At 43.9% G+C, this 13,173-nt stretch carries 8 protein-coding genes; 5 read left to right on the top strand and 3 right to left on the bottom strand.

What is annotated here, in order from left to right:
• Positions 1 to 1,286 precede the first annotated feature (1,286 nt).
• Complete coding sequence (locus VIN08_RS25475) at positions 1,287 to 2,723, bottom strand: membrane dipeptidase (RefSeq protein WP_331971674.1); 1,437 nt, start codon at positions 2,721 to 2,723, stop codon at positions 1,287 to 1,289.
• A 315-nt stretch (positions 2,724 to 3,038) separates the two neighbouring features.
• Here VIN08_RS25475 and VIN08_RS25470 point away from each other — a divergent pair, with 315 nt between their 5' ends.
• The 5 genes from VIN08_RS25470 to VIN08_RS25450 all read left to right on the top strand — a co-directional run bounded on the left by VIN08_RS25470 (position 3,039) and on the right by VIN08_RS25450 (position 9,467).
• On the top strand, positions 3,039 to 3,581 hold the full coding sequence (locus VIN08_RS25470) for a hypothetical protein (RefSeq protein ID WP_331971671.1): 543 nt from the start codon (positions 3,039 to 3,041) through the stop codon (positions 3,579 to 3,581).
• Between the two features lie 254 nt (positions 3,582 to 3,835).
• Positions 3,836 to 6,601: a TonB-dependent receptor gene (locus VIN08_RS25465; protein WP_331971668.1), complete on the top strand. Its 2,766-nt coding sequence runs from the start codon at positions 3,836 to 3,838 to the stop codon at positions 6,599 to 6,601.
• Positions 6,598 to 7,824, top strand: coding sequence for an MFS transporter (locus VIN08_RS25460; protein WP_331971666.1), 1,227 nt, complete (start codon positions 6,598 to 6,600; stop codon positions 7,822 to 7,824). The genes VIN08_RS25465 and VIN08_RS25460 overlap by 4 nt, the downstream gene beginning before the upstream one ends.
• A complete protein-coding gene (locus tag VIN08_RS25455; RefSeq protein ID WP_331971663.1) occupies positions 7,824 to 8,372 on the top strand; it encodes a peroxidase-related enzyme in 549 nt (182 codons plus the stop codon). The genes VIN08_RS25460 and VIN08_RS25455 overlap by 1 nt, the downstream gene beginning before the upstream one ends.
• 30 nt (positions 8,373 to 8,402) lie before the next feature.
• Complete coding sequence (locus VIN08_RS25450) at positions 8,403 to 9,467, top strand: cobalamin-independent methionine synthase II family protein (protein WP_331971661.1); 1,065 nt, start codon at positions 8,403 to 8,405, stop codon at positions 9,465 to 9,467.
• Between the two features lie 89 nt (positions 9,468 to 9,556).
• Here VIN08_RS25450 and VIN08_RS25445 read toward each other — a convergent pair whose 3' ends face one another.
• Both VIN08_RS25445 and VIN08_RS25440 read right to left on the bottom strand, forming a co-directional pair.
• Complete coding sequence (locus VIN08_RS25445; protein WP_414693314.1) at positions 9,557 to 11,068, bottom strand: glycoside hydrolase 43 family protein; 1,512 nt, start codon at positions 11,066 to 11,068, stop codon at positions 9,557 to 9,559.
• Positions 11,069 to 11,158: 90 nt separating this feature from the next.
• A complete protein-coding gene (locus tag VIN08_RS25440) occupies positions 11,159 to 13,120 on the bottom strand; it encodes an alpha-L-arabinofuranosidase C-terminal domain-containing protein (protein ID WP_331971655.1) in 1,962 nt (653 codons plus the stop codon).
• Between the last annotated feature and the right edge of the window lie 53 nt (positions 13,121 to 13,173).

Raw genomic sequence — 13,173 nt, 5'->3', positions numbered from 1 at the left:
GAGTCCCTGTTGATGTATTTACCTGCGCAAAACTGTTTGTAACAACAGCTAAAAAAATAAGTAAAAGAAGATTCCTAAAAATGGTGCGACTTCCAGCCATAGATCAAGTATTTGTTACCCCTTATAAGTCTTTAAAAACAGCGCTATATGCCTTAAAATTGGTTACTACTAAGGCGTGAAGGTAAACGAAACAAGTGTTACAACCCCAAAGAGCAAAATCTTGGGCCGCAACTTGGGTGTAATAAATTGCTGATTTATACTTGGAATAAGTAACGCAAAGGAGGGTACAGATACCAAAACCAAATGAAGTGTTCAAAAAGAGGCCTGAGTCTCTAATATGATCATCAGGCAATCATGAGATTCCGATTGCAAATTCGTTTATATGGCTCAACGTCGGTTCATCGAAGATTTTTTCGCTGAAAAAGCTCTACAAGTAAGTTTATCGATATTCAGGAGGAAAATTTCTCTAAAAAAGCGTTTAAACACCTGAAGAATTGATCAAAAGTTGGAGGTTTCGGACTAAACCCGGTGCCTCTAAGGGTAGATTTTTGCCTTAAAAAAATCCCGCTTATCATGCTTATCTGTGTCACAAAAAACTACTCAGGACTGGCATCGAAAATCGACTAGATTCTCTCCTTACTCAGGCGCCACTTAACACCTTCCAAGGTATCTCCTTTACCATTGATATGCTCTCATCTCTCATGCCCAGACTAATTCACTTTGATCTTGCCTCTTGGAAATTAGTTCTCGTAGGGAACTTTGAAGTTTGAGTACCCGAAGGTTTTCAAATGACCATCGATTTATCCCATATATACCAGAAAGAGTTTGAAATAGTATACCTTATAAGTATATATACTCATCTACCGAGAATGTTATCCAAAATAGCATAACCAAAGCTTTTTGCAGGTACCTCTCATGGCGCATCTTGGCCAACCCGTGACTATGACTCTCTAATAAACTTAGGCTTATACCGCTATATAGTTTATTATCATGACAAAATTCGTTCAACAGGAATTTGTGTATAGTTATGACCGTCTGATCTGTCTATAGTCGATCTACTCTGGATCATTCTATCTATACTATAATTTTACGCACTATACTATATATGAAGTCTCACTTATCCAATCATCGACACAATGCAAATTATTTCTTCCAGCAAGAATCAAGGCAGCAGGGTGAGAACACAAGTAAAGAAAATTTGTAAGCACACGGCTGATTATTGTGCAAGTAAAAGCTGAACTATACTATACAACAAGCCATCCTCCCTTCAGGGTGGTTTGTTCATTTTAATAGAATTTCCGGAGGAAGTTCATGCCATTGCTATGAAAGATCCGCGTAACAATTTCTGCTGCGCTGATCTGGTTGAAGCTTTTCAGTTGCTTGCCGCGGTCGTTCATATAGTTAAAAACATAGCGTTCCACGTACGCTTCGAGGTGAGTCATGGTCTCTGCGGTGAGGTATCCGTTTATCGGGTTAATGATGCCTTCGAAATCACTGCCGATTGTCATACAATCCCATGCAGGAAGATTGTTTCGATCGAGCAATTCCGCTATATGCTGAAACTGGTTCCATAGAAGCTCGGCCCTGTAGTGCCGTATCTTGTTCATGAACACAGAGTGCTTTACAGACTTCAGCGTTTGTGCGCTGGCTATTCTGCGTTCATCCAGTTGCAATCCGAAAATACCACCGCTTCTGGCAACAGCTAAAATCTCATTATCATAGAAGTTGATATCCTCCTGCAGCAGCTTGTAGGCTGTTGCCTCGCCATCGACTACATGCTCATCCATCGAACGTAAACCATTGGCTGCACCGTGACTCACAATAACCGGTATCTCCTGTCCCGGATACGATGTTTGAAGTATATCGAAGTACTCTTTCCTTCCCAAAGCACTCATGTGTTTTATATCGATATATATTCTTCGTCCATTCGTTTCACTTAATACCTCGTCCAGCACCCTTCTGCCCAGCGGAGTAAATCCTGTATTCATACCCTCACTTTGGTCGGTGGCTTTTCCTACAATGCCGGTCAGGCTGCGTGCATGCCCGCATAGATGATTGTAGAAATGATGCGAGAACGTAACAAAGAATGGAGCGCAATCCCATCGCTTCAGCTTTCTCACATTATCGAGAAACGTATCATCATCCGGTGCACCATCTTCGTTTTCATTTAACACATGCAAGCCTTCAATAGTCATCACCACAAAAATGATATTGTCTTTCATCGGGTCTTCAGCAAGCGTACGCTCTATCTCGGCATAACTGCTAACCATCCTATATTTGAACGTCCCCGACATTGTTTCGATGGACCGATTGTTCAACGCGCTATAGAATTGATATTCGCGTTCGAGGTCGGCAAAATAATTTGTAACGTTCTGTATGGAATCTACCCGGGCTTTACCAACTCCGGTAATAAAATCGTTCACCAGGTCGCTGAGTATTTTATCTCCGAGTTTGTTTCTGAAAAAGCCACGCTCAATCGGGTACAACGATGCACAAACCAACCGCACATCGCCAAAGGATAACGTGGTAAAATCGGCTTGTGTAAACTTCGATATACCAGTGAGAGACTGAATGCCACGCTCAAAAAGATTAGGCGAGTCGTAGTGCCAGATGCTGTTCAGATCGTCCGGGTCATCACTATTGTGACCAACTGAATTACTATCAAAACTTTTTCCATAAGGCTTCATGGAAGGATGACAATGAAAATCAACAAAGAAAGACATATGGTAGGGGTTAGTTTTTAATGAATGATTTATACTATACGGTAAACAATTGCCAATAACACTATACTTGCTATAACGTGAAAAGCCCATCTTTTCCGCAACTCACCTAATATAGAATGAGTGGCAGAAGAAAGATGGGCTCTTTCAATCTAAAGTAGGAAATCGGCTAAACTTTACGATACTATAGCTATATTATTTTTTTGTGCTTCAGAATCCTGTTTTTGCAATAAAAGAACCGCAGCGCCATTACCGAACTGCTGATTTTGAATTATCTGAAATTTGTTTTAGTTTAAACTAACCATTCGAACCCAAACCTTGAAAAGATTCTTTTCCATAGTCTTTATTGTATTACTATTTCTGAATGCTATTGGATACTATGGCGTTTTCCTGGGTCTCTATCATCAGAATGATGTAGCCATGAACAGGGTGTTCGATTCCGATAATTATAGTGGACTGCAGTTAGTTACCATCCATATACCGGTGTCTATTCCCTACCTGTTCGACCAGACGGACTTTGAACGCGCGCAGGGAGAATTTGAACATGAAGGTGAGTTCTATCGCCTTGTTAAACAACGCTACTCCAACGACACACTTACAGTGATTTGCGTAAAAGACTATACGCATAAAAAAATAAACCACGCTCTAAAAGACTATGTAAAAACATTTGGCGATCTCCAGAGCGACAGCAAGTCGACCTCAAAAATTACGGTTAACTTTTTAAAAGATTATTTGTCGCAAGTCTTTTCTTTATATACAGCTTCCTCCGGCTGGGTATATAATCTTCAGCACTCATCCGATTATGGAATGCTGATCCCTACATTCTCCGCCTCCATTATCCATCCTCCTGAAAGAGCCTGAAACAGATACTGCAACCGGCCCGATCGTAGTTGTATTTTCCTTGATGTTCCATAATTAGTATACCTCTTCATCCAGGTATATATATCGGCACGCGGTTCACTGCAGCTTCTGACCATGAACGTTCTCCTGTAAATCGGAGAATGAAATTCCTGTCGCATTTTTTATCATACTATAACAAGTATCCGCTATACCAATAGAATACTGCAACCATGAATTGATTTACTGAACAGTAAGCCCCCAAACCCTAACCCCCTATGAAAAAAATTCTACTATTGATGCTCTACTTATTCTGTGTAACCACGGCATTTACACAGGGTACAAAAATTACCGGCACTATATCCGATGAAAAAGGAAGTGCTATTGCTGGTGCAAACATTTTAATTAAAGGTAAAGTCACAGGAACAGTGACTGATTCAAAAGGCAATTTTGAAATCAACACAACACTCACTCCCCCACTCACACTGATCATTACTATGGTAGGATTTCAGCGGCAGGAACGCGAAGTTACCGATGCCTCAACAAGTCTTACAGTACAGCTCACAGAGTCCAGCGAGGTTATGAACGAAGTAGTTATCTCAGCATCACGCGTAGAAGAAAATATCTTACAGTCACCGGTAAGTATAGAAAAGATGAGTGCGCGCGATATTGAGCAAACACCCTCGCTCTCATTTTATGATGCATTGGAAAATCTGAAAGGTGTAGAATTAGTTACAAGCGGACTCACCTTCAAACAAATTAACACGCGCGGTTTTAACAACACAGGCAATTCAAGATTTCTTCAACTGGTGGATGGTGTCGATAATCAAACACCGGGATTAGGTTTCGCTGTAGGAAATTTGTTCGGCTCTTCTGACCTGGATATGGAAAGTGCCGAGCTGATACCCGGTGCTGCATCCGCGCTGTATGGTCCCGTAGCCTTTAACGGTGTGCTGATGATGCGAACAAAAGATCCGTTCCGTTACCAGGGCTTAAGTGCACAGGCAAAGCTTGGCCTCAATCACATCAATGATAAATATACCGATCCGCATTTACTCTATGATTATTCCATTCGCTATGCGAAAGCATTCAACAACCGGTTTGCGTTCAAAGTAAATGCATCGTATTTCAAAGGACTAGATTTCTTCGCCACCAATTATACCGATGTCGATCCGGGCACTCCGGCTGACCAACGCGGTGACAACAATCCCGCCCGAAATGCATTAAATATATACGGCGATGATGATGCCCGCACCATTCAGGGTGTAGGCCGTGTTTCAAGAACCGGTTATGAAGAACGCGATCTCACCGACTACCATGTATATAGTCTTAAACTAAGCGGAGCGCTGCACTATCGCATTACCAACAACATGGTATTGAGCTATCAGTATAATTTTGGCCAGGGCACTGCGAACTATACCGGAAGCAATCGCTTCTCCATTAACAACTTTACGTTACAACAGAACAAGATTGAATTAAAGGGATCGAATTATTTCATCCGGGCTTATTCAACAGCGGAAAACTCGCACGACTCCTATAACGCCAAAGGTCTCGGGCAACTCATAAACAAAACGTGGGTTCGCGATTTGAACGGAAACATTGTTTCGGAAAGCGAGGCAGACGATATGTGGTATACCCGCTATACCGAAGCGTTTCTTGGAAATATAGCCAATGTAACAGCCGGCAGTCATCCTGCTGCAAGAGCGTTTGCTGACCAGGGCAGATTTCTACCGGGCAGTGCAGAGTTCAATGAACAGAAAGATCGACTCATCAAAACACAGGGTCTGAGCGGAGCTGGTATATTAAGTAAAAGCAAGCTATATCATGCAGAAGGACAATACGATTTCTCCAGCAAGATCAAAGTACTCGATGTGTTGGTGGGAGGAAATTTCAGAAAGTATGATATGTTTACAAACGGAACACTCTTCGATGATAAGGGCTCCAGCATTATCATCAATGAAGGCGGAGCCTTTGTACAGGTTGGTAAAAGACTGCTGCATGATAAACTGAAACTCGCAGGTTCCATCCGCTACGACAAGAATCAGAATTTCACCGGCCGATTTACTCCAAGAGCTACAGCAGTATATACCGTAGCGGAGAATCATCATTTCCGTACTTCTTTCCAAACTGGTTTCCGCAATCCTACACCGGGCGATCAGTATATAAAACTGAATGCAGGTCCTATAACAATACTGGGTGGTGTACCGGATAACAGTAAAGGAATGACGGTATATCAAAACTCATTCACCAGTGCATCACTCGGTCCGTTCTTTGGTGCATTTCAGCAAGCCGTACAGCAAGGCGCTTCGCCGCAGGATGCGATCATGCAGGTAAAAGATCTTCTCGTAAAATCAAATGTAGCCTATATTAAACCAGAGCGTGTTAAAGTATTTGAAGTAGGCTATAAAGGCTTACTCTCCAATAACCTGGTGGTGGATGTCAATTACTATTACTCAAGATATACCGACTTCCTGCTGAACCAGGTGGTGATGGAACCGCAGAGTCCGGTGCTGGGGGCTGATGGAAAAATAAATCCGCAGGCCGCTATGGATCTTCTCAATGGCGACAGTCACCTGTATCAATTATATACCAACGCAAGCGATGTTGTTACCGCACAAGGTGCAACCGCAGGCATTACCTATATGCTTCCGCGCAGCTATACGATCAGTGCAAACGGAACTCTCGCGACCTTTGATATTCGTGATGCCAACCCGAACAACGTGCCCGGCTTTAATACACCCAAGTATAAAACAGCTGTAACGTTTGGCAACAGTAAAATTACCGACAACATCGGCTTTAATATTGCGTGGCGATGGCAGGACGCTTACGACTGGTACGGAACCTTTAACCAGATGCGTCCCGGTCGCATACAGGCATTCTCTATTGTAGATGCACAGGTAAACTATAAAATATTACCGATGAAGTCGATGATAAAACTGGGAGCAAGCAACCTGTTTAACAAGCAGGTATACCAGGCATACGGATCGCCCGCGATCGGAGCTATATACTATATCAGTGTAACTTTTGACGAACTATTACGATGATCAGTGAAATAATTGCTACCGAGAAAACGCAAACCGGCAAGGCAGGTGCCATTCTCTGGATTTCGTTTGCCATTTGTTTTTTATGTAACACCTGTGCGGGTCTTATCTCCACGTTAATGGCAGTATATCTGCCACTCGTGGTAAAAGATCTCACCGGCCAGACCAGTGCAGGCGATGTAAACACCGTGAGCGCCTATATACAATCGCTCTATATAGCAGGCTGGGCAGCCGGTGGTTTTGTATGGGGCTGGGTGAGCGATAAGATAGGCCGCGCCAAAGCGCTTTCAATTTCCGTTGCCTTGTATGGAATTTTTACCGTGCTGATTGGCTTTGCCTCTTCGTGGGAATTGGTTGTTCTTGTTCGACTACTCTCGGGTGTTGCTGTGGGTGGTATACTGGTTATTACTCCTACACTGCTGTTTGAAATATGGCCGGAGCGATCACGCGCAGTAATGATCGGTATAGATTCAATTGGTTTCCCGGTAGGTATATTTTCTTCCGGTGTCGTTACGGTGCTGCTCAAAGACTGGCGCGATGCGTTTATGATTGGTGTTTTACCTGTAGCACTCGGCATTGTTGCACTCCTGATCCTGAAAGAATCAGAACATTGGAAGAACACCACTGCACAGATAACATCTGCGAAAGCATCGGCAGATGATAAAAAAAATCTCCTTCGGGGCTCGATCATTTTCGGATCGATGCTCATCGGATTATGGGGAATGTTCTCATGGATCCCTACATGGGTACAAAGTCTGTTAACCGGATCAGACGGACAAGCTGAACGTGGTATAGCGATGATGTTACTCGGTGGTGGTGGCCTCACGGGTGGCTTCATCTCCGGCTGGGTCTCCAATACACTCGGTGTACGAAAAGCCATGATGCTATGCTTCAGCGGATGCATTGTTATGTCAGGATTACTCTTTGGGCTTAATCATGCCTTCTCGCCTGTTATATATGCAGAGCTTGCGTTGCTTTCTGTATTCTTCGGTATAAGTCAGGGATTACTATCTATATATATACCTCAACTGTTTCCGGTATCGATACGCGGCACCTTCACCGGTATCTGCTTTAACATCGGAAGAATTGTTACGGCTATAGCCATCTTCTTTGTAGGGGTGCTGGTAACATTCTTTCATGGCTATGGTAACACGCTGCTGGCGTTCGCAGGAATTTTTCTGTTCGGATTTATCACTATGTTTTTCTCTAATCATCAAAAACAATAATGGCACATATACAATTACCCGAAGGACTTCCCGGTATAAGAGGCCCGATGGCATTCAGACCGGAAACATCCAAGCCGCTTAATGAGCTTGCGGAAGTTTTACTGCGAAGCGATAACTCTTTATCACGAGGCGATCGCGAGCTTATAGCAACGTACGTCTCCTATCTCAACGATTGCTTCTTCTGTCAGAATGCACACGGAGGCTTAACACAACATTATCTCGGGTGGGATATAGATCAGCTCGATAAAATAAAAAGTAATCCTGAGGCTGCTCCTATATCTGATAAACTCAAAGCGCTACTGGCTATAGCTGCAAGCGTTCAGAAAGGTGGCAAACAGGTAACTGCCGATCAGATCGAGCGGGCACGAAACGCTGATGCCACAGATATAGAGATACACGACACTGTTCTTATAGCAGCAGCGTTCTGCATGTTTAACCGGTACGTAGATGGCCTCGCTACGTGGGCGCCAGCCGATCGCATGTTCTATGTAAACCGCGCGAAGGCAAGAGCCGAAGAAGGCTACGCCAACTACAATCCCTATCATTAACTATATATTTCAATCAACCCGTTAACAAATATGAAAATTCCCACTGAACCTATTGGAAGCATTCCACGGCCTGGCTACCTGCTGGAAGCCATGAGTGCTTTTGCACAAGCTAAAATTCCGGAAGCAGAATTTAATCAGGCGCTTGAGAAAGCGCTGAAGGAAACGATCAGTCTTTTCGAACAGACCGGCTCGCCTGTTATTACCGATGGTGAACAAGGTAAACCGAGCTTTGCTACCTATCCTATACACGGATCACGCGAGCTCGCTCCTGATGGTGTAGTGATTCCTTTTGCCGATGGACATACACGACAACTACCTAAATTTACCGGGCGAAAATTCAAGTATGAAAACTTTGCCGGCAACTATCTTAAACGCGCCAAACAATTAACATCGCTTCCGGTAAAGCAAGCTGTTATCTCCGTATCAGCACTTAGCCTGCTCTATCCGCAGGAAGGCATTGATGGATATACGCAGACACAATTCATTGCCGACTTGCTGAACGAAGCCGAGAAAGATATTCGTCAGTGCTTTAACAACGGTGCCTATACTGTACAGATCGATTTTACGGAAGCGCGACTGGCCATAAAACTCGATCCATCCAAGTCGCTGCTCAAAATGTTTATCGATCTCAACAACCAGGTGCTTGATCGTTTTACAAAAGAAGAACAAAACCGCATTGGTGTACACACGTGTCCGGGAGGTGATAACGATTCTACCCATAGCGCAGACGTAGGCTACCCGGAGTTGCTGCCTTACTTGTTTCAATTGCATGCCGGTAACTTTTACCTGGAATACGCCGCTGAGAAAAACAAGAAAGATACACTTCGATCGATCAAGGAATCCGTGCAACCTAATCAACGAGTGTTTCTTGGTGTTACCAATGTACTCGACAAGCGCATTGAGACGCCACAGGAAATACGCGACCTCATCCTGGAAGCCGCCGATATACTTCCTCCATCACAACTGGGCACAACAGACGATTGTGGCTTCTCTCCTTTTGCTGACGATATATCTACTGCACGCGATCTTGCATTTGCCAAGATCAAGGCACGCGTACAGGGAACTATACTGGCCGAATCACAACTCCGCCTGTAAACGCTATATATAGGTATAAACTAAAAAAGCTTGCAGATAACATTTGCAAGCTTTTTAGTTAGAGTATACTATTGTTTTACGTTCTGCAATTATTCATTGCTGATCCGGAAGAAATCAAAATCGACATAGCCTCCTGCTTCTTTGGATGCATAATTAAATAAACCGAAACGATAGCCCATAAAATGTGGCAAGGTATAGGCCATGTGAAGAGTCGTACCTATCGCTGTCCAGGATTTGCCATCGAGACTATAGAGGAAATGAGCCGTATCTTTCATCTCGCGGAAGTCGCAGGCGGCTTTCAGGTATACTATATTTTGCGAGAGCGGAATGCGTTGTGCTTCCACAGGCTGTTCAGTCTCGGCATTAATCATTACAATAAATTTACTATCTCCGCTATATTGAACACCTACCAATCCATATCGCTTTTGTAATAATGCGAGACCGGCAAAGTCACCGGCTTTCATCTTCGATATATCCAGGGATATTACAGCAGAACTTTGCGGTCCGATGGTGCGCTGTGTCAGTGTATTCCTGGCTAACAAAAATGATGTATCCATACGGGCCGTGGTAATACGAAGAAATCCTTTTCTATCAGTAACAGACCAGTGTTTGTTATCCGGATTGTGATTCCATTGCCACACCAATGGTAAAGCAGCCTCTCCTTTCTTACGATCAAATTCATCAGAGGCTACAATACCGGGTATCAAACTTTTGTTCGCAGCAAGATCCAGTATATCGGGCACTTTACCATTAACGCCTAATACAGGCCAACCATCCTGCCATGTTACCGGAACGAGATATGGTATTCTTCCTACTGAACCATAATCACGGAACTGGTAGCTATACCATTTACCATTGGGAGTATCAATGAGTCCACCCTGCGCTATACCTCTATCCTGCAAGACAACACGTCCTTCGTACGGCCCGGTAATTTTATCGGCCCGATGAACTATCACGGTGCGCATGCCTCCTTTCGGCCAGGCAATATTAAACAGGTAGTACTTTCCGTTTACTTTAAAAAGCTGAGAGCCTTCTGCCGGAAGTCCGATAGGTATACCAGCTGGTGCGCTGGCATTTTCTATTATTACTTGCTCCGCAGTACCAGGCTTTATACCCGAAGCATCTGCATTCAGTTCAATAAGTTTGAGTTTACCTCCGCCATAGATCATATATACCCGGCCATCGTCATCAAAGAATAAGGAATGATCATGATAAGCAGGTTCAAATGCTGTAATCTTCCACGGGCCTTTTTCTATATTGGCCGTGGTATAGATATAGGTCTTACCCGTTGTTTGGGCAAAGGTGGTAACATAGTATATACCGTTATGATAGCGCAGGCTGCTCGCCCATGAACCCCTGCCATAGGTACTCTTTCCATGGGCGAGATTGAGCGCATCTACATTCGCCAGTGTATCGTAAGCATAATTTACCAGGCGCCAATTCACCAGGTCGGTGGACTTCATAATCGGCAACCCCGGACTCATGTGCATGGTGGTGCTGCTCATATAGTATATATTGCCCACCCGGATCATGGACATATCGGGAACATCGGCAAAGATGATCGGGTTATTTGCCTGTTTTACCTGTGCAAGCAATGGCATATAGTTCACCACTATTGCCCACACGATGAGAATCAAAAAAACTGACTTCCGGCTGTATATATATTTCATAATAATGCTATTGCTAAAAGGCTATCGTTTTGTTTTAATACGGATAATGCTTAGCGACATGGGAGGTGCCGTATGTTCGAAATTCCTGCTCACTTTTATGGATGTCTGAACCGGAACTATATTTTGCGGATGTTCAAATGAATTTTCCGCGTCTGCATCTCCGCTGAGTATTGTCAACCCGGCTGTTGGAGATATACCTTTAAAATTTGCCAGGCTGATCTTCATCACTTTGGATTCCCGGTTTGTATTAACCAGCTTCAGTATTACATCACCGGTTTTACTGTCCTGAACACAGGATGTTGCCAGCGTAGTATCGTTCTGATTTTTTGAGACCACTCCATCAAAGTATACATTGCCCTGGTTGATCGAAAACATTTTTTGAACATAATAATTCGGAGTGAAGTAAAGTGTGCTGTTATCAAAAAAGATCATATCGGGTTTCCATTGCGTGTGATTCTTTTTAGCAAACAACGGAGCATACGATGCCATGCGCACAACATCTCCGTTGCGTTCAAGTGAGGTCATATAGGCCGCCTCTGCTATAGCATTCTTCAGTTTATTATCCCACGATGCATATTCCCCTAAATATACCTGAGGTTGATTTCGGTTGTACGTATCATAGCGATCGAGATTGGACATAAACCATTCGGGGTTCTTATAGTAATGTTCATCCACTACAGGCACTGCAAGATGGCGGGCATATACCCAGCCCCTGGAAAAATCATCGCCCTCGGGAAACGGACCAACCGTTCCTATAACTGTAACAGCAGGATACTTTTCCCGAACGGCATCGTATATCATTTTAAAGCGCTGCTCAAATTCAGGGGTGATCTTGTCTTCATTTCCAATGCCTATATATTCAAGATTAAAAGGAGCCGGATGTCCGGCAGCAGCACGTATGGCACCCCAGGTAGAAGTAACCGGTCCATTTGCCCATTCAATAAGGTCTAGCACTTCCTGTATATAGTCAGACATCTCCTCCATTGGAATTGCTTTTTGTCCTGTGCCGCCTATACGCCACGTGCCACCGGAGTTCTGACAACTGACAGCAGCCGGCAGTACAGGCAATGGCTTGGCCCCTATATCTTCACAAAACTGAAAATATTCGAAATAGCCGAGCCCTGCTGTTTGATGATAGCCCCATATATTTTTTTGTTCGATACGTTGCTCAACAGGGCCGATCGAGTTTTTCCACCGGTACATATTTCCTAACCCATCACCATGCACCAGGCAACCTCCGGGAAAGCGAATGAACTTCGGTTTCATATCAGCCAGTGCCTGAGCCATGTCAGGCCGCAAGCCGTTCTGTCGGTTCATAAATGTTTTTTCAGGAAACAACGACACTACATCAATTGCCAATTTACCTTTTGTAGTAGCCAGTATAACCAGCGAGGCACTGTCGCTATAGATGGAGGGAACAAGACTGGCGGTATATTTCTTCCATTCTTTGGATGGTGTTGAAAATTTTTGCTCAGCCAGTATTTTTCCCTTAGGCGTTTGAAGACTTACCGCTAATGAAACCGGTATATCGGTTAATGAGCGTGCGAATAACGACAAGGTATATACATCTCCGGCCTTTACTACCATACCGTCAAAGCCAGGATTCCGGATGCCTACACCGGCATCACCGGCATGCTCGATATTCAATACTATATAATGCGGATTATTCGGATGTACCGGTGATGTAGTTTCTACCTGAACGGAGCCGTATGAAAAGCCGGGCGTAATATACTCCCAATACGAAAACGGATTCCACTCTCTCCGGTCGGTCGGACTATATTCGAATGAACGGTTTTGTACCAGCTCCGCATAGAGCCCGCCATCGGCAGCATAGTTTATATCTTCAAAGAATAATCCGAATAAATCAGCACTGATCTTCTTACCCGCGCTTATCGGCTGTTGCTTTTGTACTTGTGCGGATGTTACTATCGCGATGCAAATATACCCGGCCAGCAACAATACTCGTCTATAAGAACCTGTCATGTATGTAACTGATTATTTATACCTGTGTTATCCCGTTAAAAACTTCAAAGTCA

Origin of the sequence: Ohtaekwangia sp., from assembly GCF_036568665.1 — a bacterium.
Taxonomy (GTDB): Bacteria; Bacteroidota; Bacteroidia; order Cytophagales; family Cyclobacteriaceae; genus Ohtaekwangia.
This window is presented reverse-complemented; position numbering and strand designations above follow the sequence as displayed.

Bases quoted from the DNA above. Each gene is read 5' to 3' on its own strand.
- VIN08_RS25475 (WP_331971674.1), bottom strand. From the start codon at position 2,723: ATGTCTTTCTTTGTTGATTTTCATTGTCATCCTTCCATGAAGCCTTAT.
- VIN08_RS25465 (WP_331971668.1), top strand. From the start codon at position 3,836: ATGAAAAAAATTCTACTATTGATGCTCTACTTATTCTGTGTAACCACG.
- VIN08_RS25460 (WP_331971666.1), top strand. From the start codon at position 6,598: ATGATCAGTGAAATAATTGCTACCGAGAAAACGCAAACCGGCAAGGCA.
- VIN08_RS25455 (WP_331971663.1), top strand. From the start codon at position 7,824: ATGGCACATATACAATTACCCGAAGGACTTCCCGGTATAAGAGGCCCG.
- VIN08_RS25450 (WP_331971661.1), top strand. From the start codon at position 8,403: ATGAAAATTCCCACTGAACCTATTGGAAGCATTCCACGGCCTGGCTAC.
- VIN08_RS25445 (WP_414693314.1), bottom strand. From the start codon at position 11,068: ATGCCATTGCTTGCACAGGTAAAACAGGCAAATAACCCGATCATCTTT.
- VIN08_RS25440 (WP_331971655.1), bottom strand. From the start codon at position 13,120: ATGACAGGTTCTTATAGACGAGTATTGTTGCTGGCCGGGTATATTTGC.